Origin of the sequence: Microbulbifer sp. SH-1, assembly GCF_011326135.1 — a bacterium.
In the GTDB taxonomy this organism is placed as follows: Bacteria; Pseudomonadota; Gammaproteobacteria; order Pseudomonadales; family Cellvibrionaceae; genus Microbulbifer; species Microbulbifer harenosus.
This window is the reverse complement of sequence record NZ_CP046948.1, coordinates 376911-402281: the sequence shown is the minus strand read 5'-3', so window position 1 is coordinate 402281 and position 25371 is coordinate 376911. Positions and strand designations below refer to the sequence as shown.

General features: G+C 60.0%; 22 protein-coding genes. 4 read left to right on the top strand and 18 right to left on the bottom strand.

What is annotated here, in order from left to right; genetic code table 11:
• Nucleotides 1–473 precede the first annotated feature (473 nt).
• From purF to leuC, 15 genes are all read right to left on the bottom strand, one after another.
• The gene (gene purF, locus GNX18_RS01745) at nucleotides 474–1961 is read right to left on the bottom strand and encodes an amidophosphoribosyltransferase (protein WP_138236428.1); all 1488 of its coding nucleotides are present in this window, start codon (nucleotides 1959–1961) and stop codon (nucleotides 474–476) included.
• A 68-nt stretch (nucleotides 1962–2029) separates the two neighbouring features.
• The gene (locus GNX18_RS01740; protein WP_138236427.1) at nucleotides 2030–2527 is read right to left on the bottom strand and encodes a CvpA family protein; all 498 of its coding nucleotides are present in this window, start codon (nucleotides 2525–2527) and stop codon (nucleotides 2030–2032) included.
• A gap of 188 nt (nucleotides 2528–2715) precedes the next feature.
• Nucleotides 2716–3387, bottom strand: a complete 672-nt coding sequence (locus tag GNX18_RS01735; RefSeq protein WP_138236426.1) for an SPOR domain-containing protein — start codon at nucleotides 3385–3387, stop codon at nucleotides 2716–2718.
• Nucleotides 3388–3416: 29 nt separating this feature from the next.
• On the bottom strand, nucleotides 3417–4661 hold the full coding sequence (folC, locus tag GNX18_RS01730; RefSeq protein WP_166215068.1) for a bifunctional tetrahydrofolate synthase/dihydrofolate synthase: 1245 nt from the start codon (nucleotides 4659–4661) through the stop codon (nucleotides 3417–3419).
• A 274-nt stretch (nucleotides 4662–4935) separates the two neighbouring features.
• Entirely contained in the window at nucleotides 4936–5790 is an 855-nt protein-coding gene (accD, locus tag GNX18_RS01725; RefSeq protein ID WP_138236424.1) for an acetyl-CoA carboxylase, carboxyltransferase subunit beta, read from the bottom strand.
• Nucleotides 5791–5982: 192 nt separating this feature from the next.
• Complete coding sequence (gene trpA / locus GNX18_RS01720) at nucleotides 5983–6795, bottom strand: tryptophan synthase subunit alpha (protein WP_138236423.1); 813 nt, start codon at nucleotides 6793–6795, stop codon at nucleotides 5983–5985.
• Between the two features lie 8 nt (nucleotides 6796–6803).
• Nucleotides 6804–8024, bottom strand: coding sequence for a tryptophan synthase subunit beta (gene trpB / locus GNX18_RS01715; protein ID WP_138236422.1), 1221 nt, complete (start codon nucleotides 8022–8024; stop codon nucleotides 6804–6806).
• Nucleotides 8025–8027: 3 nt separating this feature from the next.
• On the bottom strand, nucleotides 8028–8672 hold the full coding sequence (locus GNX18_RS01710; protein WP_166215066.1) for a phosphoribosylanthranilate isomerase: 645 nt from the start codon (nucleotides 8670–8672) through the stop codon (nucleotides 8028–8030).
• A gap of 130 nt (nucleotides 8673–8802) precedes the next feature.
• Nucleotides 8803–9693 (bottom strand): tRNA pseudouridine(38-40) synthase TruA, encoded by an 891-nt coding sequence (gene truA, locus GNX18_RS01705; protein WP_138236420.1) that lies wholly within the window; start codon nucleotides 9691–9693, stop codon nucleotides 8803–8805.
• A gap of 97 nt (nucleotides 9694–9790) precedes the next feature.
• Nucleotides 9791–12886 carry a FimV/HubP family polar landmark protein gene (locus GNX18_RS01700; RefSeq protein ID WP_166215064.1) on the bottom strand — a complete coding sequence of 1032 codons (3096 nt, stop codon included), beginning with the start codon at nucleotides 12884–12886 and terminating at the stop codon, nucleotides 9791–9793.
• 310 nt (nucleotides 12887–13196) lie between these two features.
• Complete coding sequence (locus tag GNX18_RS01695) at nucleotides 13197–14192, bottom strand: Asd/ArgC dimerization domain-containing protein (RefSeq protein WP_166215062.1); 996 nt, start codon at nucleotides 14190–14192, stop codon at nucleotides 13197–13199.
• A gap of 288 nt (nucleotides 14193–14480) precedes the next feature.
• Nucleotides 14481–15596, bottom strand: coding sequence for an aspartate-semialdehyde dehydrogenase (gene asd / locus GNX18_RS01690; RefSeq protein ID WP_166215060.1), 1116 nt, complete (start codon nucleotides 15594–15596; stop codon nucleotides 14481–14483).
• Between the two features lie 94 nt (nucleotides 15597–15690).
• On the bottom strand, nucleotides 15691–16764 hold the full coding sequence (gene leuB, locus GNX18_RS01685; protein ID WP_138236416.1) for a 3-isopropylmalate dehydrogenase: 1074 nt from the start codon (nucleotides 16762–16764) through the stop codon (nucleotides 15691–15693).
• Between the two features lie 36 nt (nucleotides 16765–16800).
• The gene (gene leuD, locus GNX18_RS01680) at nucleotides 16801–17448 is read right to left on the bottom strand and encodes a 3-isopropylmalate dehydratase small subunit (RefSeq protein ID WP_166215058.1); all 648 of its coding nucleotides are present in this window, start codon (nucleotides 17446–17448) and stop codon (nucleotides 16801–16803) included.
• Entirely contained in the window at nucleotides 17445–18890 is a 1446-nt protein-coding gene (leuC, locus tag GNX18_RS01675; RefSeq protein WP_166215056.1) for a 3-isopropylmalate dehydratase large subunit, read from the bottom strand. Before leuC ends, leuD begins: the two co-directional genes overlap by 4 nt.
• A gap of 120 nt (nucleotides 18891–19010) precedes the next feature.
• Here leuC and GNX18_RS01670 point away from each other — a divergent pair, with 120 nt between their 5' ends.
• Both GNX18_RS01670 and GNX18_RS01665 read left to right on the top strand, forming a co-directional pair.
• The gene (locus tag GNX18_RS01670) at nucleotides 19011–19889 is read left to right on the top strand and encodes a LysR family transcriptional regulator (RefSeq protein ID WP_105101491.1); all 879 of its coding nucleotides are present in this window, start codon (nucleotides 19011–19013) and stop codon (nucleotides 19887–19889) included.
• Between the two features lie 118 nt (nucleotides 19890–20007).
• A complete protein-coding gene (locus tag GNX18_RS01665; protein WP_166215054.1) occupies nucleotides 20008–20793 on the top strand; it encodes a TIGR04219 family outer membrane beta-barrel protein in 786 nt (261 codons plus the stop codon).
• A gap of 78 nt (nucleotides 20794–20871) precedes the next feature.
• Here GNX18_RS01665 and aroC read toward each other — a convergent pair whose 3' ends face one another.
• Nucleotides 20872–21972, bottom strand: a complete 1101-nt coding sequence (aroC, locus tag GNX18_RS01660; protein WP_138236412.1) for a chorismate synthase — start codon at nucleotides 21970–21972, stop codon at nucleotides 20872–20874.
• A 131-nt stretch (nucleotides 21973–22103) separates the two neighbouring features.
• Nucleotides 22104–23033: a 50S ribosomal protein L3 N(5)-glutamine methyltransferase gene (gene prmB / locus GNX18_RS01655; RefSeq protein WP_166215052.1), complete on the bottom strand. Its 930-nt coding sequence runs from the start codon at nucleotides 23031–23033 to the stop codon at nucleotides 22104–22106.
• A 156-nt stretch (nucleotides 23034–23189) separates the two neighbouring features.
• Here prmB and folE point away from each other — a divergent pair, with 156 nt between their 5' ends.
• Both folE and GNX18_RS01645 read left to right on the top strand, forming a co-directional pair.
• On the top strand, nucleotides 23190–23729 hold the full coding sequence (gene folE, locus GNX18_RS01650; protein ID WP_138236410.1) for a GTP cyclohydrolase I FolE: 540 nt from the start codon (nucleotides 23190–23192) through the stop codon (nucleotides 23727–23729).
• A 22-nt stretch (nucleotides 23730–23751) separates the two neighbouring features.
• Nucleotides 23752–24105, top strand: coding sequence for a 5-carboxymethyl-2-hydroxymuconate Delta-isomerase (locus GNX18_RS01645; RefSeq protein WP_138236409.1), 354 nt, complete (start codon nucleotides 23752–23754; stop codon nucleotides 24103–24105).
• An 87-nt stretch (nucleotides 24106–24192) separates the two neighbouring features.
• Here GNX18_RS01645 and GNX18_RS01640 read toward each other — a convergent pair whose 3' ends face one another.
• On the bottom strand, nucleotides 24193–25347 hold the full coding sequence (locus tag GNX18_RS01640) for a hypothetical protein (protein ID WP_166215050.1): 1155 nt from the start codon (nucleotides 25345–25347) through the stop codon (nucleotides 24193–24195).
• Nucleotides 25348–25371 lie beyond the last annotated feature (24 nt).

Sequence of the window (25371 nt, the reverse complement as noted above, 5' to 3'; positions counted from 1 at the left end):
TGAGCCGGTAATCTTAACCTATGAATCGAAGAGTGTTCGCACAAGAAGCTAAATTGATCTGAAGCTCAATCGGCTAAACGTACAAAAATTCAATGCGAAGGCGGAGTGACGGGGATTCGTTTTCAAAAGCGTCGCAAACAGGGATGTTTGCGACGCAGCGTACAGGGACGTATTCACAGCGGTTTTGAAAACGAATACCCGGCGCTTTGCCGCCACAAATGGGGACTACGAAGCGCCCGGCGGAGGTGGGAGAACTCCGTAGCCCGTCCGGTGGCAGCGCCGCTACCGATAGTTGCTTGCGAGACACGAGCTAGGCGCCCCCCCTCAACCCATCCCTGGGGGCTCTTCCGCGAGGTCCCTCTCGCGGAAGGTCTCGCAAGCAACTATCGGTATCGACGCTTTCGCATCTTGTGTAAACACTTCGGCCCACCGATTGGTGGGCCGAATGTATGAAGAGTAATTCGCTTAGGGAATTACATCGAGCTCTGCTTGCCCTTGGTTTCCTTCGCATTGTCATTGCGCGCCGCGTGCAGGCTGTTGAGGTATTCCTCGGTGACATCGCCAGTGATGTACTCACCGTCGAACACCGAATTCTCAAACTGCTTGATCTCGGTATTGCCCTCACCAGAGGACACGATCAGGTCTTCCAGCTCCTGGTAAATCAGCCAGTCCGCACCGATCTCCTCACGTACTTCTTCCGTGGTGCGACCGTGGGCCACCAGCTCAGTGGCAGACGGCATATCGATACCGTACACATTCGGGAACTTCACCGCAGGCGCCGCAGAAGCGAAGTACACCTTATTGGCGCCGGCATCGCGGGCCATCTGGATAATCTGCTTACAAGTAGTACCGCGCACAATCGAATCGTCCACCAGCAGCACATTCTTGCCGCGGAATTCCAGCTCGATCGGGTTCAGCTTCTGGCGCACAGACTTCTTGCGCTGCTTCTGGCCCGGCATGATGAAGGTGCGGCCGATATAACGGTTCTTCACCAGACCTTCACGGAACTTCACGCCCAGACGGTGCGCCACCATCTGGCCCGCGGAGCGGGAGGAATCCGGGATCGGGATAACCACATCGATGTCGTGATCCGGGCGCTCGCGCAGGATTTTTTCGGCGAGATGCTCGCCCTGGCGCAGGCGCGCCTTGTGCACGGAAACACCGTCCATGATGGAGTCCGGACGGGCAAAGTACACATGCTCGAAAATGCACGGGCGCAACTGCGGATTCTCCGCACACTGCTCGGAGTGCAGGGTGCCATCCAGCTCGATGTACAGACACTCACCCGGCGCCACGTCGCGCACCAGGGTGTAACCGAGCACGTCCAGCGCCACAGACTCAGAGGCCACCATATATTCGGTGCCCTGGTCAGTATCGCGCTTGCCGTACACCAGCGGGCGGATACCGTTGGGGTCGCGGAAGGCCACCACGCCGTAACCGACGATCATGGCCACACAGGCGTAACCGCCGCGCACACGTTTGTGCACCGCGCGCATTGCGGTGAAGATGTCTTCGGCTTTGGGCTGGAGTTTGTGCTGCTTGTGCAGCTCGTGGGCAAAAACGTTCAGCAGGACTTCGGAATCGGAGTCGGTGTTGATGTGGCGCAGGTCCTGCTGGAAGATTTCCTCGCTCACCTCTTTTACATTGGTGAGGTTGCCATTGTGGGCCATGGCGATGCCGTAGGGGGAGTTGACGTAAAACGGCTGGGCCAGCGCGGGGCCAGAGCTGCCGGCGGTGGGGTAGCGCACATGGCCGATACCGAAGTTGCCGGTGAGGCGCTGCATATGGCGCGCGCGGAATACATCCCGTACCAGGCCGTTCGCCTTCTGCTGGTTCAGGCGGTCACCGTCACAGGTGACGATACCCGCGGCATCCTGGCCCCGGTGCTGCAACATGGTGAGCGCGTCATACAACTGCAGATTGACGTCACTCTTGCCAACGATTCCAACGATGCCACACATACTTCAGATAACCCCAGTCGTTTCGAAATGGTCAAGGTGATCGGGTACTGCCTCCTGCAGATCTGCGATCAATCAAATTGCCCTGCGAAGAAATCCTTGACCGCGCCAGCCGCTTCGCGCGCGCGGTCCTCAAATTCTAGAAAGCGAGGTATCAGCGTCGATTCCTGCCACCACTTGTCTTCATTCACCGGCGCCAGCGCCGGGGCAAAGATCAACAGTGCCATCACGATGATGGCACCGCGGAACAGTCCAAACACCATTCCCAGTACCCGGTCGGTTCCGGAAAGGCCGGTGGCCTCCACGAACGCGGACAGGGTCATATTCAGGCCGGCTCCTGCCAGCAGGGTAGCAATAAAGAGAATGGCGAAGGCCGCTATGGCCTGCAGTGAAGGCGTATCGACGAGGTTGGAAAGGAGTGGTGCTAACTCGTCGCGGAACATCATCGCCACCACGAATGCGGCCACCCAGGTGAGCAGCGACAGGACTTCGCGCACGAAGCCTCGGCCCAAGCCGATCAGCGTGGAAATGGCGACAATTGCCAGAATGGTCCAGTCAGCCCAGTTCATTCAACCCTACCTGCTACGCGGCGGCCGCCGCGAAGAGCGCGCATTCTAACGTACCGACCGGGGCCAGTGAAGCAGTTCACTAAATCCCGTGAAATTGGGTGGAACATTGCGAACCTGACGGTCGGGACGACCGCCGGTCCGGAGTGCACAAGAGGAGGAATGATAAGGTCCCGCGGGGAATCGCCGTATCAGGCCTTGTAGCGCAGGATCAGGGTATCTGCCTTCAGCAGTTTATCCAGCTTCTGCTTGTCCGACTGGGCATCCACCCGGCTGAGTTTGGGGCCCACAAAGACCCGCACAAAACGACCCTTCCCGGTATCGACCGCCCGGGTATAGGCGCGGAAGCCGGCGTCCAGCAGTTTGCCGCGCATGCGCTCGGCGCTGGCGGCATCCTTGTAAGCCGCCACCTGAATCACCCACCCCTCCGGCAAACCCTTGTCATCCAGCTGGGTTTTCTCTGCCGGCAGCTGCGGCTGCTTCTCGGCAACAGGCTTAGTTTCCGCAACCGCGGACGCAGGTTCAGGTTCCGCCTTGGGTTCCGGCTGCGGAGTCACGACTTCCGGGTCCGGCGCTGGCGATTTCTGTTCGACAAATTCCGGCTGGAAGACGTCGTTGACCGGAGGCGCCGGCTCAATGTCCGCCACCGGTTCAGGCTCCGCAATGGAAATAGGCTTGATATCCGGTGCCGGGGGAATCTGACTGGTCACATCCACGAAGCGCGCGCCCTCGCGGTCAAACAAGCTGGGCAGGAAGATCACCGCCAGCGCGGCCAGTACCAGCGCGCCCACAATACGCTGCTTGACCCCGTCGTTCAGGCGGCGGGGGGAAGCGGAGTAGGAGTCATTGTCCCGACTGGCCATGCTGGTGTTCTCTCAGTGTATTTGCGCAGTTACTCGATAACGCTCAAGGCTTCCGCAACGGTAAAGAAAGAACCGAAGACAAGCAACCTGTCATCTCTGCCCAGATCCGTCGCGGCCCGCGCCAGCTGCCCCGCGACCGGTTCGCAGCCCCCCTCAATACGCCCCGCATCGACACCGCCGGCGGCGAGCCCCGCCAACAGCTGCTCCGCGCCCGCAGCACGGGAATTGTCCGGCAGCAGCGCCGGATACCAGTGATCGATCCGCCCGGCGAGAGACTGCACCAGACCGGCAATATCCTTGTCCGCCATCACCGCCACCAGCGCCAGGGTGCGCCCCGACACCGGATGGCGGTCCAGCCAGTCCGCCAGATACTCCGCCGCCGCAGGGTTATGACCCACATCCAGTACCAGCCGATGCCCCTGCCAAGTCAGCGACTGGCAACGCCCCGGCATGCGCAGGTGCTCCAGCACCTCGCACACCCGATCCGCCCCCGGCAGCTCACCGGCAATGGCCAGCGCGGTAATCGCCGCCGCCACACTGGCAGGTGGCAACTGCAACACCGGCACACCAATCTTCAGCTCCGGCTCCGCATACAACTGATAGTGGTTGTCCTGCAGCGAGAACTCGTGACCGATAAAGAAACTCTCGCAACCGAGATCCCGCGCCGCATCCACCACCGATGCCGGCGGCTTCGGGTCCGCGCACACAAACGTCTTACCCGCCCGCAGAATGCCCGCCTTCTCGCGCCCGATCACCTCCCGGTCACGGCCCAGCCACGCCTCGTGATCCACCGCCACACTGGTAATGATCGCGATATCCGCATCCACCAGATTCACCGCGTCCAGACGCCCACCCAGCCCCACTTCCAGCAGCGCAAACTCCACACCCGCCCGCTTGAACAGCCAAAACGCCGCCAGCGTAGTGAACTCGAAATAGGTCAGACTCGTCTCCCCCCGGGCCCGCTCCACCGCCTCAAACGCCTCAATCAGCGCCGCATCGGAAACCTCCGCACCGCCAATCCGCACCCGCTCATTGAAGCGCAGCAGATGTGGCGAACTGTAGGCACCCACCGTGTGATTCCCCGCAAGCAGCAGCGCCTCCATTGTGCGCACGCAACTGCCTTTGCCATTGGTGCCACCCACCGTAATCACCCGGCGCGCCGGTGTTTCCACATCAAGCGTGCGGGCAACGGAGGAGACGCGCTCAAGGCCGAGTTCGATTTCCGTGGGGTGCAGTTTTTCCAGACGGGAAAGCCAGGATTGGAGGTCGCGCATGAGGTCACCGGCAAAAAATAAAGCAGAGGGGATTCTAGTCAGGATGACGGAAGGGAAACAGAGCAAAAGCGTGGTGGGACGAAGCGAAAGACCTTATGCGAAGGTGTCGATGCCGGGGACAGACTTGTGAAACCTTCCGCGAGAGGGACCTCGCGGAAGAGCCCCCATGGATGGGTTCACGGCGTGTTTCACAAGTCTGTACCCGGTGGCGGCACCGCCACTTAAGGTGCCTGAGGCACCAAGACTGAAGACACCTGAGGCACGAAAATACGCATCAGTTATTGGAGAGCTTACCGAGCAGGCGACCAACCGTATTCCGCATATCGTGACGCGGAATGATCATATCGATGGCGCCGTGCTCCAGCAGGAACTCCGCGCGCTGGAAACCCTTCGGCAGCTTCTGGCGAATGGTCTGCTCAATGATGTTCGGACCGGCAAAACCCGCGCGGGCACCCGGCTCCGCCGCATTGATATCACCCAGCAGCGCCAGCGACGCAGAAACCCCACCGTACACCGGATCCGTCATGATGGAGATATAAGGCACACCCGCCATCCGCAGCTTCTCCAACACCGCCGACGTCTTCGCCATCTGCATCAGCGAAATCAACGCCTCCTGCATACGCGCACCACCGGTCGCCGAAAAACACACCAGCGGAATCCGCTCCTCCAACGCACGCTGAGCCGCGCGGGTGAACTTCTCACCCACCACATAACCCATCGAACCACCATGGAAATTAAACTCGAACGCCACCGCCACCAGCGGCTTGCCTTCCAGCAGGCCCTGCATTGCAATCAGCGCATCCTTCTCGCCAGTCGCCTTCTGCGCCTGGGTCAGGCGGTCCTTGTATTTCTTCACATCCTTGAACTTAAGGCGATCCACCGGTTCAACGTCGGTGGCCAGCTCCTCGCGATGCTCTTTATCCAGGAACATATCCAAACGCCGGCGCGCGCCGATGCGGAAGTGATGGTCGCACTTCGGACACACGTCGAGATTGCGCTCCAGTTCCGGCAAGTACAGGGTGGAATCGCATTTCACGCACTTCTTCCATACCCCTTCCGGCACCTTGCTGGCTCCGGTACGGCGCTCGGTACGGATCACCGAGGGGACAATTTTTTCTAACCAGCTCATTTTGCTTCCAAAATCCGATGCTTGCTGAATTCTCTCACTGCCGGGGACGGCCACCCCTTCACTAGAGGGACAAAGATAAATGACCGGCAGCGCCAAAACCGCGAATTAAACCACTTTAAAAAAAATTGCACTTGGCCAGATAAGCCGCACACTCCGGCTTTCTGGCCAACAGTTCAGGACTTCGCCGATGCCTCAAGTATCCAGCGCCGTGCGCATTTCAGCGACCAACGCACCGATGCGATCCTTGGCCGCCGCCGCATCCGCGGATTCACCCACAGCGGATACCAACACACTGCCTACCACCGCACCGTCGCCATCAGCGCTCACGGCTTTCGCAGAAGCACCATCCTTGATACCGAAGCCGACACACAGGGGAAGATCCGTGTGACGGCGGATGCGCGCAAGGTTTTCGTGCACCGACGCCAGATCCAGGTGCCCGGCGCCGGTGACGCCTTTCAGGGAAACATAGTAGACAAACCCGCTGGCGAGACGCGTGATCTCAGCGATACGCGCATCGCTGGTGGTCGGTGTCAGCAGGAAAATATTACGCAGATCGCGCGCCTTCAACAGATCGTTCAGCGGGCCCGCCTCCTCTGCCGGCAGATCCACCGTCAAGGCACCATCAGCGCCAGCCTCTTTCAGCCCATCGGCGAAGGCCTCGGTGCCCATTCTCACGATCGGGTTGGCATAGCCCATTAAAATCACTGGCGTCTCGGCGTCCTTTTCGCGGAACTCCTTCACCAGTGCCAGGCATTTGCGCAGGGATACCTTCTGCTCGAGCGCGCGCTCATGACCTTTCTGAATCACTGGGCCTTCTGCCATCGGGTCGGAAAATGGCACCCCGAGCTCAATCAGGTCGGAGCCGCTGGCCACCAGTTGGTGCATCAGGCCTACGGTATTTTCCAGACCGCCGTCACCGGCGACGATGTAGGTCACCAGCCCCTTGCGGCCCTCGCTGCGCAGCCTGGCAAAGCGCCGATCAATTCTGTTTGCTTCAGTCACCATGCCACTCCTTAAACCTTGATGCCGTCGATGGCAGCGACGGTGAAGATATCCTTATCGCCGCGACCAGACAGGTTCACCACGATGTTCTGGTCCGGCCGCATGGAAGCGGCGAGCTTCAGACCGTAGGCCACCGCGTGGCTGGACTCCAGCGCGGGAATAATGCCCTCCGTGCGGGTCAGCTTGCGAAAAGCCGCGAGGGCTTCGTCGTCGTTGATCGCCACATAGTCTACCCGGCCGATATCCTTCAGCCAGGAGTGCTCGGGGCCAACACCGGGATAATCGAGACCAGCGGATACCGAATGCGTCTCGATAATCTGACCGTCCTCATCTTCCATCAGATAGGTGCGGTTGCCGTGCAGGATACCGGGTATGCCCTTGTTCAGCGGCGCGGCGTGGCGACCGGTTTCGATGCCATCACCCCCCGCCTCTACCCCGTACATTTTTACGGACTCGTCGGCGAGGAACGGGTGAAACAGGCCGATGGCATTAGAGCCGCCGCCCACGCAGGCCACCAGCGCATCCGGCAGCTGCCCGAACTGCTCCAGACTCTGGCGGCGCGCCTCGCGACCGATAACGGAATTGAAATCCCGCACCAGCTGCGGATAGGGGTGCGGGCCAGCCACGGTGCCGATGATGTAGAAGGTGTCGTCCACATTGGTGACCCAGTCGCGCATGGCTTCATTCATGGCATCTTTCAGGGTCTTGGAACCGGACTCCACCGGGATCACTTCGGCACCAAGCAGCTTCATGCGATAGACATTCGGCGACTGGCGTTTCACGTCTTCCGCGCCCATGTACACCGCGCACTTGAGCCCAAGGCGCGCCGCCACGGTGGCGGTGGCCACACCGTGCTGGCCGGCGCCGGTCTCCGCGATCACGCGGGACTTGCCGCTGTGCTTGGCCAGCAGTGCCTGGCCAACGGTGTTGTTCACCTTGTGCGCGCCGGTGTGGTTCAGGTCTTCGCGCTTCAGCCAGATACGCGCGCCGCCGGCGTCGGCAGTCAGCCGCTCAGCCAGATACAGCGGCGAAGGACGGCCCACATAATGGGCCAGGTCGTAATCGAATGCGGCCTGGAATTCCGGATCGTTCTTGAGACGCTGGTACATTTCCTGCAGCTCATCCAGGGCGCTGATCAGGGTCTCGGACACAAAGCGTCCGCCGAATTCCCCGAAGTGCCCGCGAGCATCCGGATAGGCCCCGTAATCGACGGGGGAAGTGGTTTTAGTCACTACTCAAACTCCTTGTGTCAATTCTGTCTGGCCTGCACAGGCAGCGCGGGCGGCGCGAATAAATGCGGTTACTTTGGCGGCATCTTTGCGCCCGGGAGACGCCTCAACTCCACCACTCACATCCACCGCCTGCGGATGCGCGGCGGCAACCGCTGAGGCCACATTTTCCGGCGTGAGACCGCCGGCAAGAATAATCTGGCGGCCGCTGTCCCGGGGCACCCGCTGCCAGTCGAAGGTATCTCCGGTACCGCCGGGAACGCCCTTGCGATAGGCGTCGAGCAAAATACCGCGGGCATCGGGAAAACCCGCCATAACTTCGACCGGATCCAGCTCCGGCCTCATGCGCAGGGCCTTGATATAGGGGCGACGAAACTGGCGGCAGTAGGGCGCGTTTTCATCGCCGTGAAATTGCAGAAGATTCAGCGGCACCTGCTGCAGCACCGCCTCCACCTGTTCCGGGTGCGCGTTTACAAACAGCCCGGTGAGCACCACAAACGGCGACACCGCGCGGGCAATTTCCGCCGCCTGTTCCGGGGCCACATTGCGGGGGCTCGGGGGATAAAACACCAGGCCCAACGCATCCGCACCGGCATCCACCGCGAGCAAGGCGTCGTCGACACTAGTGATTCCGCAGATCTTTACGCGCATATTCCATACACCGCTGACGCGGCCAGCTGGCGTCCGCTACAGGAACCGCCACGAATCCCGTGCGCTGGCAGCAGAGAAAATCGGAGAGCACGGGATACTAGCAGATCGGGGGGGCCGGCGAAACGCGGTGTTACCGACCTGTGCCGGCAATGGCATTTAGCGGCAGAGGCACCAGCAAAGGCCCCGGCGGCCACTCCGGCAGGGTGAACACTTCCGGGTACTGCACATTGACCAGATACAGCCCATGGGGGGGGGCGGTGACGCCCGCTGCGGCGCGATCCCGTGCGCCCAGCACTTCCGCCACCCATTCCGGTGCGCGGTCGCCACGCCCCACTGCCATCAGTACGCCGGCAATATTGCGCACCATATGGTGCAGAAACGCGGTGGCGCTGACCTCGAGCACAATGAGCTGGCCGACGCGGCCGATATCCAGCTTGGTAAGCCGGCGCACCGGGGAGCGGGCCTGGCACTGGGCGGCGCGGAAACTGCTGAAATCGTGTTCGCCGATCAAGTGCTGAGCCCCCTCCCGCATCAGATCAAGATCCAGGGTGCGCTCACTCCAGGTCACTTCCGTGGCCGCCTGCGCGGAGCGTGTCGGCGCACTGTGAATCAGGTAGCGATAGGTACGGTTGCGCGCAGAAAAACGCGCGTGAAACTGCGCCGGCATCTCCTGCGCCCAGTGCACCCGCACATCAAACGGCATCTGGGTGTTCACGCCCTGAATCCAGGCCTTGGTCGGCCGCACCGCACTGGTATCGAAATGGATTACCTGCCCGGTAGCGTGTACGCCGGCATCGGTGCGCCCGGCACACACCAGAGTGACCGGTTCCGCCGCCACTTTAGACAACGCCTTTTCCAGGGTTTCCTGCACCGTCAGCGGATCGTGACTCTGCTTCTGGAACCCCCGCAGCCGCGAGCCGCAGTACTCCACGCCGAGCGCAATACGGCGCAATCCCGGCGGCAGGGATTCACCCTCGGGCACTTCACCATTCGCTTTGTATTCGTAGATTTTGTTCATCATGCAGCGGAGTTTACACCTGAGCGAAAAAGAAAGACCCCGCGTAAAGCGGGGTCAAAGTGTTGTCGCTGTAGATAGCGTGAATAAATCGTACTGAGAATCAGCCCATGCGCGCGAGCATGTCTTTGGCGCGCTGCTGATGTTCACCGGCGGCCTCTTCCACCACCTCTCCCAGAATCTCGCGGGCGCCGTCTTTGTCACCCATATCCAGGTAGGCCTGGGCCAGCTCCAGCTTGGTGCTGACTTCATCACTGCCTTCCAGCAGGTTCAGCTCGGAATCGAGATCGTTTTCCAGATTAAAGCCCAGATCGCTCAGAGCTTCGCCATCAGTGGCGGGGCTGGAAACAGGCGTTTTCTGGCTTGCGGATTCCTCGGCCACCGCAACATCCAGGTCCTCTTCCAGATCCAGGCTGGTGCCAGTACCAGTGCTTCCAGTATCCAGCTCTATATCACCCAGGTCATCCAGCTCACCAAGGTCGATGGCATCAAGGTCGATGGAATCGAAATCCAGACCATCCATACCGCCATCGTCAACGGAGAGTTCGATGCTGTCGCTCGCGGACGCGGCCGCATTGTTGGAGGCATCGTCACCATCCAATGTCAGTTCGCTGTCTTCGCCCATCGGGGTCAGGTCGAGTTCGAAATCGAGACCACTTTCCTCCACCGCAGAATCTGCACCAGAAACCGGCTGCTCCGTTTCAAGCGCAAAGCCGGAATCCAGATCCAGGCTGTCCAGGTCATCCAGGTTGTCGAGATCCAGCTCGCCGTCGGCAATCAGATCCTCAAGCTCCCCGTCGCCTTCCGCCTCGGACCTGGTCTCGGGCTCGGCACTGGTGCTCAGATCGAAATCGAACGCGGTGTCTTCTCCGCTATCCAGAGAAGAATCTTCCAGCGCACTGCCGAAATCACTTTCCAGATCATCGCCCAGATCCAGGTCCAGGGAGAAGTCATCGTCGGCTTTGACGGACGGGGACGCGGTCTCGACGGTATCGTCGTCGAGATCCAATGACAAATCGTCCAGATCGCCCAGGTCGTCCAGCGCAAAGTCTTTATCGTCGTTCGCCGTTTCCGCAGCGGCAGATGAAGCATGCTTGCTGCCGGAGAATTCGTCGAGGTCATCGAAGCTCGCTTCGAGGTCGAAGCCGGCACCGTCGAAATCGTCGCTCATGTCGTCGAGCTGCGCGGCTTCCAGGGATTCGCTGGAGAAGTCCATTTCCGGAGCCACGAAGGGCGCTATGCCGGGAATGGTTTCGCGCAGGCGTGCGGCGCGATCTGCCGCAGGGCCATCGCTGTAACTCAGCAGCTGGCGGTAATGATCGTCAAATTGCTCGGCACTCTTCTGCTGGGCGTACACCTCCAGCAACATCAGGCGTGCATCCACATTCGCGGGTGCCGCCTTGAGACCGGTCAGCAACTTGGCCTCGGCCTCCTGGTACTGCGCCAGGGACAAGTGGATTTCCGCCTCGCCGATCGGGTCGTCGGTTTCCACTTCGCCCAGCTGGTCCAGGTCGAAACTTTCGCTGGCCTCCAGCTCTTCCACGGCGGCCAGGTTGTCGTCTTCTTCGGCAAAATCGACAGACTCCGTCTGAGCGCGCTCCGCGGCCATTTCCGCCTCGACCTGACGGATGGCCTCCTCCTCTTCCTTGCGGCGACGCCAGGCGAGGAAGCCGAACAGCGCCACTACCAGAGCGCCGGCACCGGCACCGATGGGCACAATATTATCCATTACGCGCTCAACCAGGGTCGGTTCGGGGCGGGTCTGCACCACCACGCGGTTGCGCGATTCGTCTTCTACCGGTGCCGCCTCAACCGTCTCCGGCTCACTGATCGCGGCCGGTTCCTGGACGGCATCCACACTATCGTTGTCTGTAGCGACGTCCGCGGTGTCTTCCGCGGCGACATCCTCGATGCCAGCATCAACGGCATCGGACTCGCTGCTCTCGAGCGACTGCTCCGCTGCGGTCTGCACCGCCTGCAGTTCGTCGTTAGAGACTTCCACCATGCGCTCCATGGTGTCGATCTGTTCGTTGAGTTCGCCGATGCGCTCCTGCAGTTCGGCATTCTCCAGGCGGGATTTATCCAGCTCTTCCTCGCTCACCGCCAGCTCGCCCTCAAGGGCCTCGCTTTCACCGGTGCCGCTGCCGGAGCCGGACAGCACGGATTCGTTGTCGCCGGGTGCCGCGAGGGACACGCGGCCCTCCAGCGTATCGCTTACAACGGTTTCTTCCGTTGCCGCGCGTCCGTCCAGTGGCGCGCCGGTAACATCGGCATCGCCCACCCGCTCGCGCCAGGAATCATTCTGGGTCGCCACCAGGGCAACCGCTTCAGTGCGCGTCAGGCTGCGCACTTCATCAGTGGTGGGCAGGCGCAGCACCGCACCTTTCTTGAGCAGGTTGATATTGTTGTTGATGAACGCCTCTGGATTGAGGCGCTGGATTGCCAGCATGGTTTGCTGCACAGACACCTCACGGGTTTCGCGGCTGTCGCGCGCGATCTCCCACAGGGTTTTGTTGGCTTCCACCGGGCCGTATACGCGGCTGCCGGAATCCGCGGCGCTTCCACTCTGCGGCGCAGGCTGCAGATCAGCGGGCTCATCAAAGACTTGCGGTGCCGGTTCAGCGGGTGCGGCCTCCTGGGGAGGCTGATATTCCGATTCGGGCTGCTGCACCGGCGCCTGTACAGGCTCCGGCTGGCGCTTCTGCACGGTGGGTTGCAGCGGCTTCTGTACTGGTGCATCGCGGCGCACCTGCTGGCGCTCGCGCTCGGCAGCTTGAACCGGCTGGGCAGCGGTATTGGTGGAGAAGGCCGGGAGGTCCATCAGCAGGGTGTACTCCCGCAGCAGACGGCCGCTGGGCCAACGGGTTTCCACCAGGAAATTCAGGAAAGGTTCGCGGATCGGCGCGCGGCTGGAGATACGCACCACCGGCTCACCGCCGGAGTAATCCACGCTGAACTGCAGTTCATTGAGCAGGTAGGTACGATCGACGCCAGCGCGCTCAAAGTCCTCGGAACTGGCCAGGCGCACCTTGATTTCATTGTCGTCAAGGCCGCGTGTCTGCAGCAGTTTGATTTCCGCATTGAGAGGTTGGTTCAGAGTTGAGTTCAGTTTTATCTCACCCAGACCAAGCGCCAGAGCCCCATTACCCCCCAGTGCGCTGACCAGACCAACTGCTAGTGCCAGCTTTTGCACACGCATAACCGATTCCCTTTATTTTTAGAATCACTCCGGCATCTGTCTGTTCACCACCCAAAGCGCCAAAAACAGAAGCCGGATCGCGCGAAAAACCGCGCGTTTTTTAAACAAAAGAACCAGTGTTCATACACCAGGCTCTACTCTCCGGCGAAGCTCTCCAGCGAAAGTCCGCCCCCCGATAAAGACTCAGCCCCTCGGGTTTCCTCAAACATTTTTCCGGCAATACCCCCCAGGCAGTGCCGCGCCCTATCCGGGGTAACCCATTGGGCAATGTTAAGAAGAAACCTTCAGAAAGGTCGCTAAGTATTAAATATCAATGGGTTTTTAGCAACAAGTGGACAAACTGTACACAGTTTATTGCGATGTCTTTCCGCAAATTGTCGGATGCTGCACAGAAATTGATCCACGCCGGCCCGAGCAGTCCGCTGCGCAGGCGCCCTACCAGGGTGTTCTCACTGCCCACGGCATCCTGCGCCGAAGGGCGCTCGCGCATTTCAAGGCGTGCACCATTGGCCAGCAGGCCGCGCACCGTGGCGAGTTCCACCGGCGCTTCCAGTTGCACACTCAGGTTCGCCAACTGGCCGTGAAATACCGACGCCGTATTGATGGTGGTGTCGATCGCTATGGAGTCGCCAAGCAGGCGGCGCAGTTCCAACACCAGCGCCAGCTCGCTGACACTGTGACCACTTTCCAGCAGAGCTTCTGCAGAACTCAGGTGATTGAACGCCAGTCGCTGCCCGGTAGTTTCATCCACATCCGGCTCCTGGCCATTGAACAGGCGCGCGGTCTGCGCCGCGGTGGCGTCCACACAGGATTTTCCGAGGGCCGATACCGGCTGATTCAGCACCACTTCAACAGACTTCAGCTGTGACCTCAGCGGAAACAACGCCTCAGCAACCATCGCCGCAGCGGCACCCGGCACCGCAACCACCCTGCGCTCCACCGCTTGAAGCGCCTCCGCATTCAGCAGCGGATGAATCAGCGCAACGGATTCATCGCCGCGACTGATACCGGCGGCATCCACCACCCAGGCGCCGGCCTCTTCCGCCTTGCCCATTGCAGCCATCGCCGCATCACCGCCGGTCAGCAGCAGCACTACCTGCTCCGGAGTGAATACAAAGTCCTTCAGCGGCACGACCGGAATACTGCGATTGGCAAAAACCTGCGGGTCGGCCTCCGCTTCATCGCCCACGACCAGCTTCAGCTGCGCGGGCGTAACGGTATTGCGCTCCTCGAGGATTTCCAGCAATGCATCAAACGGCGCACTGCCGACGCCAAGGATCACCAGTTCCCGGTTGGATTCAGTCATATCTGTACTCATTGGGTGGTTCGTCTGCTTTTACGCCAGTTCGGCGATAAATTCAGCAGCGTGAAAAATGCGGGGATTATACGCGTGACGCGGACGGAGGGAAGCCGCCCCCAGCCAGGGGCAGCGAATTGCGCGCTATAAAGTCTCAAGGCGCCTTTAAAATCGTCGCGAGCGGGTGTCTGGTGGTACCCGCCGGAGCGCAAGAAACGGAATGTATGAGTAATACATGAGCATTCTGAGCACCGCCGGGTGCCGCCAGACGCACGCGCAGTAGATTTTTAAGGTGACTTACAGCTTGCCGAGCAGGATCAGCAGTACGCGACGCAGCGGTTCGGCGGCGCCCCACAGCAGCTGATCACCTACGGTGAATGCGTTCAGGTACTCCCCCCCCATGCTCAGCTTGCGCAGGCGGCCCACCGGAATATCCAGCTTGCCGGTTACCGCGGTGGGAGTCAGCTCTTTCACGGTGATGGCGCGGTCGTTCGGCACGACTTTGACCCAGTCGTTGGCAGAGGCGATCAACTGTTCGATTTCTGCCAGCGGCACATCTTTTTTCAGCTTCACGGTAAACGCCTGGCTGTGGCAGCGCATGGCGCCAATGCGTACACAGGTACCGTCCACCGGCACAGTAGCGCTGGTGCCGAGAATCTTGTTGGCCTCCACCTGCGCCTTCCACTCCTCGCGGCTCTGGCCATTTTCCAGCTGGGTGTCGATCCACGGCAGCAGACTGCCGGCGAGCGGTGCACCGAACTCCGCGGTGGGGAAGTCACCGCCGCGCATGGTTTCCACCACCTTGCGGTCGATATCCAGAATCGCGCTGGCGGGGTCCGCCAGTTCCGCGGCCACGCCGTCGCGGATCGCACCCATCTGGGAAATCAGCTCGCGCATGTTCTTGGCGCCGGCGCCGCTGGCCGCCTGATACGTCATGGAGCTGACCCACTCCACCAGGCCCGCCTTGAACAGGCCGCCCAGGCCCATCAGCATCAGGCTGACGGTGCAGTTGCCACCGACGTAGTTTTTCACGCCGGACTCGATGCCGCGGTCGATGACATCGCGGTTCACCGGGTCCAGTACAATGATGGCGTCGTCCGCCATGCGCAGACTGGAGGCGGCGTCGATCCAGTAACCGTTCCAGCCACTTTCACGCAATTTACCGAAGACTTCCTTGGTGTAGTCACCGCCCTGACAGCTGACGATCGCATCCAGCTCCGCCAGCGCTTCCAGATCGTAGGCGTCTTTTAACGGCGCAACTTCCTTGCCGATATCCGGCGCAGCGCCGCCGGCATTGGAGGTGGAGAAAAATACCGGCTCGGCGATGTGCGCGAAGTCGTTTTCTTCCAGCATGCGGCCCATCAAAACGGAGCCGACCATACCGCGCCAGCCTACGAATCCTACTTTGTTCATTTCTTTACCCTGTTGAATCTGTTTGTTTACTGGATCCCGGAGCGGCCGCGCCGCATGAATAAAGAGACCGGGATGACGTAATTAATGAGGCCTCTCAGAGGGCGGCGACGACGGCGGCACCCATTTCGGCGGTGGAGACTTTTTTGCAGCCTTCGGTGTAGATGTCGGCGGTGCGCAGCCCCTGATCCAGCACCTTGCTCACCGCCGCCTCGATCGCATCTGCAACGTCACCCATATCCAGCGAGTAACGCAGCATCATTGCCGCAGAAAGAATGGTAGCGAGCGGGTTGGCAATACCCTGCCCGGCGATGTCCGGCGCACTGCCGTGGCAGGGTTCGTACAGACCGAAGCCGCTTTCGTTCAGCGACGCGGAAGGCAACATGCCAATGGAGCCGGTGAGCATGGCGGCGGCGTCGGACAGGATGTCGCCGAACATATTGCCGGTCACCATCACGTCGAACTGTTTGGGCGCGCGCACCAGCTGCATCGCCGCGTTGTCCACGTACATATGCGAAAGCTCCACATCCGGATATTCCGGTGCCAGGCGATCCAGTACCTCGCGCCACAGCACGGTGACTTCCAGCACGTTGGCCTTGTCCACGGAACACAGCTTGCCGCCGCGCTTCTGCGCCGCTTCAAACGCGGTGCGGGCGATGCGCTCGATTTCGGACTCTTTATATACGTATGTGTTGAAGCCCTGCTTTTCGCCGTTTTCCAGCGTGCGAATACCGCGCGGCTCACCGAAATAAATACCGCCGGTAAGTTCGCGCACGATCAGGATGTCGAGACCGGAAACCACTTCCGGTTTCAGCGAGGAAGCATCGGCCAGCTGCGGATACAGAATGGCCGGGCGCAGGTTGGCGTAGAGGCCGAGACCGCTGCGGATTTTCAGCAGGCCTTTTTCCGGGCGAATGGCGCGATCCAGTTTGTCCCACTTGGGGCCACCCACCGCACCCAGCAGCACCGCATCGCACTCGCCGGCCTTTTTCAGCTCGGCATCGGTCAGCGGCTCACCGTGGGCGTCGATAGACGCACCACCGATCAGGCCTTCGCTAAATTCGAGGCCCAGGCCAAACTTTTCATCGGCGGTTTTCAGCACCGCTACTGCCTGCTCGACAATTTCCGGGCCGATACCGTCGCCCGGAAGGATCATGATTTTCTTGCTCATCAGCGTTTCCTGTATTCCTTTTATTCCTTTGCGCGATCACTTCACCGCGTCAAACAACCAGGGCGCCTGTTCGCGGCGTTTGGCTTCGTACGCGCGAATATCGTCCGCATCCTCGAGAGTGAGACCGATATCATCGAGGCCGTTCAGCAGGCAGTGTTTGCGGAACTCATCCACCTCAAACGCAATGGTTTCACCGTCAGGTTTGATAATCTGCTGTTTCTCCAGATCGATGGTCAGCTGGTAGCCTTCGTCCGCGTACATCTCCTGGAACAACTGCTCGACGGTGTCTTCGTCAACAACGATCGGCAACAGGCCGTTCTTGAAACAGTTGTTGAAGAAAATATCCGCAAAACTCGGCGCAATCACCGCGCGGAAGCCGTAATCGTCCAGCGCCCAGGGCGCGTGCTCACGGCTGGAACCGCAGCCGAAATTCTTGCGCGCCAGCAGAATGGAGGCACCCTTGTAGCGCGGAAAGTTCAGCGGGAAATCCGGGTTCAGCGGACGCTGACTGCAATCCTGACCGGGTTGCCCCTCATCGAGGTAGCGCAGCTCGTCGAACAGGTTCGGGCCGAAGCCGGTGCGCTTGATGGATTTCAGGAACTGCTTGGGAATGATCAGATCCGTGTCCACATTGGCGCGGTCCATCGGCGCGACAACGCCGGTTACCCGAGTAAACGCTTTCATTTCACCCCCCCAAATTCACGCACATCCACAAAATGACCGGCAATCGCCGCCGCCGCCGCCATACTCGGGCTCACCAGATGGGTGCGGCCGCCGTAACCCTGACGGCCTTCAAAGTTGCGGTTGGACGTGGAGGCACAGTGCTCACCGGCGCCGAGTTTGTCCGCATTCATCGCCAGGCACATGGAGCAGGAGGGCTCGCGCCACTCGAAGCCCGCCTCGATAAATACCTTGTCGAGCCCTTCTTTCTCTGCCTGCGCTTTCACAGACTGGGAACCGGGCACCACCAGTACCTGCTTCACGCTGTCGGCTTTCTTGTGGCCCTTGGCCACTTCCGCCGCCGCGCGCAGGTCCTCGATACGGGAGTTGGTGCAGGAGCCAATAAATACGCGGTCCAGATTGATGTCGGTAATCTTCTGGCCAGCGCTCAGCCCCATGTATTCCAGCGCGCGCTCGATACCGGCTTTTTTGGTGGCATCGCTCTCGTCCGCAGGATTGGGCACTACAGCGTTTACCGGCACCACCATCTCTGGTGACGTACCCCAGCTCACCTGCGGCTCAATCTCTTCCGCTTTCAGCTCGACGATCGCATCGAAGTGCGCGCCGTCGTCCGAGTGCAACCGGCTCCAGTTTTCCACCGCGCGATCCCACTGCTCGCCCTTGGGCGCGTAGGGTTTGCCTTTCACGTAGTCCAGGGTGATCTGGTCCACCGCCACCATGCCGGCACGGGCACCGCCCTCGATGGCCATGTTGCAGATGGTCATGCGACCTTCCATGGACATAGCGCGGATCGCGGAACCACCGAACTCGATGGCATAACCGGTGCCGCCGGCGGTGCCAATCTTGCCGATGATTGCCAGTACCACATCTTTCGCGGTCACGCCCGGGCCGAGTTCACCGTCCACGCGCACCAGCATGTTCTTCATCTTTTTCTGGATCAGGCACTGGGTGGCCATCACGTGCTCCACCTCGGAGGTGCCGATACCGTGGGCCAGTGCGCCCAGCGCGCCGTGGGTAGAGGTATGGGAATCGCCACACACCACCGTCATACCCGGCAGGGTCACGCCGGTCTCAGGGCCGATCACGTGCACAATGCCCTGACCGGGATCGTTGATACCGAACTCGACGATGCCGAAATCCTTGCAGTTCTCGTCCAGGGTCTTGACCTGGATACGGGACACTTCGTCCTGGATACCTTCGATACCTCCGGCGCGCTCTGCAGCGTCGGACGGCACGTTGTGGTCCGGGGTGGCCACCACGGAATCCGTACGCCAGGGCTTGCGGCCCGCCAGGCGCAGGCCTTCGAATGCCTGTGGTGAGGTCACCTCGTGAATCAGGTGACGGTCGATGTAAATCAGTGCGGTGCCGTCGTCGCGGCTTTTGACAAGGTGGTCTTGCCAGAGCTTGTCGTAGAGCGTCTGCTTCTTATTTTCAGGGTGGCCCATAGCCCCATCTCCTCTATGGATAACATGCGGGAGTCTAGGGGGGGCATTGAATAACATCAATTTATATTTATTATATGGCGCATTCGTTTTTGGAATACGCCAACAAGGTAGGCAAATACCATGGAAATTCAGTGGCTTAGAGCCTTCCTCGCCATCGCAGAACAGGGCTCCGTGTCGGAAGCCGCGGAGCAGCTGCATCTGACCCAGCCCGCGGTGAGCAAGCGCCTCGCCTCCCTTGAGCAGCAACTGGGCGCCCCCCTGTTCGACCGCATCGGCCGCAAACTCCAGCTCACCAACGCCGGCCGCGCCCTGCTGCCGCGCGCCCGCCATATTCTCAACGAGGTGAGCGACGCGGAGCGGGAACTCAGGAGCCTCGGCGAAACCATCGGCGGCAGCCTGCGCATTGCCACCAGTCACCACGTGGGTCTGCACCACCTGCCGCCGGTATTGAAGGATTTCAGCACCCGCTACCCGGACGTCGCCCTGGATATCGACTTCCTCGATTCCGAGCAGGCCTACGAGGCCCTGATGGCCGGCGAATACGAACTCGCCGTGGTGACCCTGGCGCTGAAGGACTATCCCAGCCTCAACGCCCAGATCATCTGGCCCGACCCCTGTGTAGTGGTGGCCGCCCCGGATCATCCGCTGGCGCAGATGCCCGAACTCGACCTGCCGGCTCTCGCCCAGTACCCGGCCATCCTGCCGGACATGAACACCTATACCGGGCGACTGATCAAGCGCGAGTTCGACGCCCACGGCCTCAAGCTCACCGCCAAACTCGCCACCAACTTCCTCGAGACCATCAAGATGATGGCGGGCGTCGGCCTCGGCTGGAGCGTACTGCCGAAAACCCTGGTGGACGAGACCCTCGCCGAGCTGCCCATGCCGCAACTGAGCATCGTGCGCAACCTCGGCATCATCTACCACCGCAACCGCACCCTGAGCAACGCCGCCAACGCGCTGCAGCAACTGCTGTTCAAGGAGGCGCGGGGGCTCTGACCGAGGTGTAATGGTCAGTCAGATGCAGAGTAAAAAAATCTCAAAATCGCCAACTGGTCAGGGAAACTTCATGTAAACCCGGTAGAATGCGTCGCAAAATCCAATGGGAGAGACTCCAATGAAAAAAATAACCCTGGCCTTCTGCGCCGCCCTGGCCTCCGCCGGTGCCAGCGCCGACACTATTCTCGGTTTTGATGCCACCCTGGGTGCCTGGAAGCCGGCCTATAGCGGCACCATCGGTGTCAACAACTTCAATGTGGACGAGTTTGCCCTCGCCGAAGATAACGTCACCTTTATTCAGGCTGCACTGGAACACCCGATCCCGCTGATCCCGAACATCCTGTTGGCACACAGCAAGATTGAAACCAATGGCTCTACAGAGATCACTGACGAAGTTACCTTCGACGATGAGACGTTCCGAGCGTATTCCACCGTGAGTGCGAACATGAGCCTGACTCACACCGACGCCACCCTGTACTATGAGATTCTCGACAACTGGGTGAATTTGGATTTGGGCTTAACCGCCCGCATGTATGATGGTGAATTTAACGCGACCGGTCAGGGCGGGATCGTATGCATTCCCACTGTTCCCTCAACCCCCTGCGGCGATACGCAATCTGAAACCATCGAACTCTCCGGCGTTCTGCCCATGGTCTACGGCGTAGCCCGCTTCGACCTGCCCTTCACCGGCTGGTCCATCATCGCTCAGGGCAACGGCACCAGCTACAAAGGCGACCGCCACACCGACCTCACCGCCAAAATCCGCTGGGACTTCGTACCCGCGCTGGACTTTGCCATTGAGGCCGGTTACCGCTCCATGACCCTGGATGTGAAAGAACTGGATGCATTGCAGAGCGATCTGGAAATCAAGGGCCCCTACCTGGGCCTGAACCTGCACCTCTGATTCTCAGGCGGCAGTCAATAAAAAAGGCGGAGCGCGCAAACGCTCCGCCTTTTTTGTATCTACCGGCCTGGCCGGAAATCAGGCTGGCTCACCCGCCGGAATCTTCAGACCAAATTCCACATCCCCATTCTGCCCCCGCTGGCGCAGCACATGATCCATCAGCACGATCGCCATCATCGCCTCGGCAATCGGCGTTGCGCGGATGCCGACACAGGGATCGTGGCGGCCGGTGGTGACCACTTCAATCGGGTTGCCGTTGATATCCAGGCTTTTACCGGGAATACGCAGGCTGGACGTGGGCTTCAGCGCGATATGCGCAATGATCTCCTGGCCGCTGGAGATACCACCCAAAATTCCACCGGCATTGTTGGACTGGAAGCCATCTGCGGTAATCTCATCCCGGTGTTCGGTGCCCTTCTGCTCCACCGACGCGAAGCCCGCACCGATCTCCACGCCTTTTACCGCGTTAATGCTCATCAGCGCATGGGCAAGATCCGCATCCAGGCGGTCGAAAATCGGCTCGCCGAGACCAGCGGGGACACCACTGGCGTGTACGGAGATACGCGCACCGATGGAGTTGCCCTCCTTGATCAGGGCCTGCATATACGCCTCCATCTCCGGCACCTTGCTTTCATCCGGGCAGAAGAAGGGGTTCTGATCGACCTGGGACCAGTCGAGCGTCTCCACCTTGATCGGACCGAGCTGCGACAGATAGCCGCGAACCTCGATCCCGAACTGCTGCTTCAGCCACTTTTTGGCAATAGCGCCGGCCGCAACGCGCATGGCCGTCTCGCGCGCCGACGAGCGGCCACCGCCGCGATAATCCCGCAGGCCGTACTTGGCCCAGTAGGTGTAATCGGCATGGGCCGGGCGGATCTGCTCGGCGATATTCGCGTAATCCTTGGAGCGCTGGTCGGTGTTCTCGATCAGCAGACCGATGGGCGTACCGGTGGTCTTGCCCTCAAACACACCGGAAAGAATTTTGACTTCATCCGCCTCGCGACGCTGGGTGGTGTAGCGGGAAGTACCCGGCTTGCGGCGGTCCAGCTCCAGCTGGATTTCCTCCGCGGAGATTTCCAGCCCGGGCGGGCAACCGTCGACGATGCAGCCCAGCGCCGGGCCGTGGCTCTCGCCAAAAGTGGTGACACAGAACAGCTTGCCAAATGTGTTGCCCGACATATCCGGAATTCCCTACCCCAGTGAATTATTCGATTTCTTTCAGCGATATTTGTCGATGAAAGCCGCGCATTATAGAGGAATATGCCGCAGCAGGCTCGCAGGATTCCGGGCGCGGCAGTCCGGTTGAACGATCAACCGGCACCCTTTTCAAAAAACGGACGACAGGCCAGCAGGTCTTCACGGGTCAGCATAAAGACCCCATGACCGCCATCCTCGAGTTCGGGCCACACAAACGGCACCTGCGGATACGCTTCCTCCAGCGCCAGCCAGCTGTTTCCCACCTCGCAAATCAGAATTCCCTCGGGCTGCAGATAATCCGGCGCTTCCAACAGCAAGCGGCGGGTGAAATCGAGGCCATCGTCACCGGACCCCAGTGCCAGCCCCGGTTCGGCGTGATATTCCGCAGGCATCTCCGCCAGATCCCGCGCATCCACATAGGGTGGGTTGCTGACAATCAGGTCGTAGCTGCAGCCCGCGAGCCCGGCAAACAGGTCTGACTGCACCGCCCGCACCTGCTCGTTCAGATCGTGACGGTTGATATTGATTTGCGCCACCTCAATGGCATCCGCGGAAATATCGCTGACATCCACCCGCGCATCCGGAAAAGTCTCTGCACAGGCGATACCGATACAGCCGCTGCCACAGCACAGATCCAGAATCGCCAGCGGCTCCTCGACAAGCCACGGCTCAAAGCGCTGGCGGATCAGCTCGCCGATGGGGGAACGCGGCACCAGCACCCGCTCATCCACATAAAACGGCATGTCACAGAACCATGCCTCATTGGTGATATAGGGGGCCGGCAGGCGCTGGTTGATGCGTTTTTCCAGCATATCCATCACCCGGTTGCGCTCATCCATGGTCAGGCGCGCGGCGAGAATGTCCGGCTTGCTGTCTACCGGCAGGTACAGCGCGTGAGTGACCAGCAAGACAGCTTCGTCCCAGGCATTGTCGGTTCCATGACCGAACCAAAGCTTTGATTCATTAAAGCGGCTGGTGCCCCAGCGGATGTAGTCCAACACTGTGTGCAAATCCTGCAAAGTGGACTCACGTTTCTCTATCATTGGCGAAATTCCTTAATTACTGGCACCTGGTTCTTTGCCACTTTACTACCGCAGCACAAAGGCTTAGGGTAGCGCACCCTCTGGAGCCCCTGAACATCGGCCCTCCGCAGCCACACGGCGCGGCACCTCTGTGGGCGAGACGTTGGAAGCATACTGATGAAAGAACACTACGCACACATCATTGAAGCCATTGGCGAAAACCCGGAGCGCCCGGGGCTGAAAGATACCCCCCTGCGCGCCGCCAAGGCCATGCAGTATCTCACCCGCGGCTACCAGCAGACGGTGGAAGAAATCGTCAACGACGCGCTCTTCCCGTCTGACTGCAGCGAAATGGTGCTGGTCAAGGATATCGAACTCTATTCCCTGTGCGAGCACCACCTGCTGCCGTTTATCGGCAAGGCGCATGTCGCCTATATTCCCGACGGCAAGGTGCTGGGCCTGTCAAAGGTGGCGCGCATTGTAGACATGTTTGCCCGCCGCTTGCAGATCCAGGAACAGCTAACGGTAGAAATTGCCGAAACCATCCAGCGGGTCACCGGCGCTGCCGGTGTTGGTGTGATCATTGAAGCGAAGCACATGTGCATGATGATGCGCGGGGTGGAAAAACAGAACTCGGTGATGAAGACCTCCGCCATGCTCGGCTCCTTCCGCAGCCAGCAGGCCACCAGAACCGAGTTTTTGTCCCTGATCCGATAACCGCAGCGAGGAGAGCACGGCGATGCCCCATCTGGTAATCGAATACTCCCAGCAACTGGAAGAGGCCATTTCCATCGCAACCCTGGTGAGAAATGGCCAGCGGGCCATGAGCGACACCGGGCTATTCAACGCCAGCGCGATAAAAACGCGCGCCGTACCCTATCGGGATTTCGCGCTCGGCAATGATGAAGGTGGTGGAAATTCGTTTATCCATGCAGAAGTGCGAATACTGGAAGGCCGCACCACCGAGCAGAAAGAGGCGCTGAGCGCGGCCATTTTCAACAGCCTGTGCAAATCCGCACCGGAAGTGCCGGAAATTTCCGTGGAAGTGCGGGACATGCAGAAAGCGAGCTACTCGAAGCGGGTACCGTTCTGAACCCGATCGCCGTGATCAATCGTGGCTCCCTCGCGCCAAAGCAGCATCCCGCGCGCTTAATTCGTCTCTGAAGCTGGCGCTATCGGTTCAGTGCTCCGACAACACGTCACCATATCTCCATTTCAGATTCACATAATCGTGGATATGTTTTTTCAGTGCATCGAGTGATGCTGTTTCCCCGCGGAAGTCGGGATCGGGAAGCTGTTGCCGGATATCCTCCCAGTCTCGCCCGGTGAAGAATTCCGGGTCTACGGTTGCCCCCTCAAGATCAGCAAGCGGCGCGAGATAGATATAGCCGTCGAACAGCTTCCTGAGGGTAAACCCCGCATCACATATCGAATAACTGCTGCTATCGGTCAGTGCACCCACCGGAGAGTCCAGGTCAAAGCCCATTGGGCCACCTCCCAACGCGTGCATCAGCCGTTCGATTTTTCCATTGGCTGGAGATACCAGGCGCCTGCCGCTATTTGCCCTGGCGGGAAATGGCTGGTGAAGTGCGATAGAAAGCACCCTATCCGGATACTTTTGAAACAAACGATTGCCGAGTGTCCACGTTACGACATCACAAAAATGGTCACTCCAGGAGTTAAACACCGGCATCTCGAATCTGCTGAACGCGTGAACGGTGCCGGTAAGAACGAGTATTTTCTGGTTCTTTTCAAGCACTTCTCTTTCAATTACCTCCGCCCTATACATATCGGGCGTCCCCTTCGCGAAGACTGCATTCATATTCTCCGGGGTTCTCGCGTCACCAACACCGAAGTGGCGCCAGTCATACCGGTAACTGAGATTCAGGATCCTGAATGGTTCTGCGCCTTCCGGTAGCCCTCTGTTGAATGCCCACGCGGCCCGGTACATATCCTGATATTCCCGATAAGGCCAGGCGACATTGTATGAGTACATCAAATCACGGGCCGCCTGCGGGTCGTAGGCCGGCGCAGAGAGCAGAGCATCGAGCGTTTCCTGATCCTCCCAGGCCCCAAACTCCATGCCGAGATTGCGAACGCCGGCATCATAGAGCTTGGGAATCAGCCCTTGCACGAACAGCAGATTGTTCTGCACCGCGTGATCTTCCGCCAGCAGGACAACATCGCTGCGATCAAATTTCTGGATGATGTAACTTTCCGGGTCCACTCCATTGCGGTTGAGATATGTCAGTGCATCCTCGGCGTAAACTCTGGGCACATTAACAATCGCAAACAAAAGCGCAAGCAGCCAAATTTTCGTCATTTCACAGTGCATCTATTGATTCTCTTTTTCCAGAAC

Bases quoted from the DNA above. Each gene is read 5' to 3' on its own strand.
- purF (WP_138236428.1), bottom strand. From the start codon at position 1,961: ATGTGTGGCATCGTTGGAATCGTTGGCAAGAGTGACGTCAATCTGCAG.
- GNX18_RS01740 (WP_138236427.1), bottom strand. From the start codon at position 2,527: ATGAACTGGGCTGACTGGACCATTCTGGCAATTGTCGCCATTTCCACG.
- GNX18_RS01735 (WP_138236426.1), bottom strand. From the start codon at position 3,387: ATGGCCAGTCGGGACAATGACTCCTACTCCGCTTCCCCCCGCCGCCTG.
- folC (WP_166215068.1), bottom strand. From the start codon at position 4,661: ATGCGCGACCTCCAATCCTGGCTTTCCCGTCTGGAAAAACTGCACCCC.
- accD (WP_138236424.1), bottom strand. From the start codon at position 5,790: ATGAGCTGGTTAGAAAAAATTGTCCCCTCGGTGATCCGTACCGAGCGC.
- trpA (WP_138236423.1), bottom strand. From the start codon at position 6,795: ATGGTGACTGAAGCAAACAGAATTGATCGGCGCTTTGCCAGGCTGCGC.
- GNX18_RS01710 (WP_166215066.1), bottom strand. From the start codon at position 8,672: ATGCGCGTAAAGATCTGCGGAATCACTAGTGTCGACGACGCCTTGCTC.
- truA (WP_138236420.1), bottom strand. From the start codon at position 9,693: ATGATGAACAAAATCTACGAATACAAAGCGAATGGTGAAGTGCCCGAG.
- GNX18_RS01700 (WP_166215064.1), bottom strand. From the start codon at position 12,886: ATGCGTGTGCAAAAGCTGGCACTAGCAGTTGGTCTGGTCAGCGCACTG.
- GNX18_RS01695 (WP_166215062.1), bottom strand. From the start codon at position 14,192: ATGACTGAATCCAACCGGGAACTGGTGATCCTTGGCGTCGGCAGTGCG.
- asd (WP_166215060.1), bottom strand. From the start codon at position 15,596: ATGAACAAAGTAGGATTCGTAGGCTGGCGCGGTATGGTCGGCTCCGTT.
- leuB (WP_138236416.1), bottom strand. From the start codon at position 16,764: ATGAGCAAGAAAATCATGATCCTTCCGGGCGACGGTATCGGCCCGGAA.
- leuD (WP_166215058.1), bottom strand. From the start codon at position 17,448: ATGAAAGCGTTTACTCGGGTAACCGGCGTTGTCGCGCCGATGGACCGC.
- leuC (WP_166215056.1), bottom strand. From the start codon at position 18,890: ATGGGCCACCCTGAAAATAAGAAGCAGACGCTCTACGACAAGCTCTGG.
- GNX18_RS01670 (WP_105101491.1), top strand. From the start codon at position 19,011: ATGGAAATTCAGTGGCTTAGAGCCTTCCTCGCCATCGCAGAACAGGGC.
- GNX18_RS01665 (WP_166215054.1), top strand. From the start codon at position 20,008: ATGAAAAAAATAACCCTGGCCTTCTGCGCCGCCCTGGCCTCCGCCGGT.
- aroC (WP_138236412.1), bottom strand. From the start codon at position 21,972: ATGTCGGGCAACACATTTGGCAAGCTGTTCTGTGTCACCACTTTTGGC.
- prmB (WP_166215052.1), bottom strand. From the start codon at position 23,033: ATGATAGAGAAACGTGAGTCCACTTTGCAGGATTTGCACACAGTGTTG.
- folE (WP_138236410.1), top strand. From the start codon at position 23,190: ATGAAAGAACACTACGCACACATCATTGAAGCCATTGGCGAAAACCCG.
- GNX18_RS01645 (WP_138236409.1), top strand. From the start codon at position 23,752: ATGCCCCATCTGGTAATCGAATACTCCCAGCAACTGGAAGAGGCCATT.
- GNX18_RS01640 (WP_166215050.1), bottom strand. From the start codon at position 25,347: ATGCACTGTGAAATGACGAAAATTTGGCTGCTTGCGCTTTTGTTTGCG.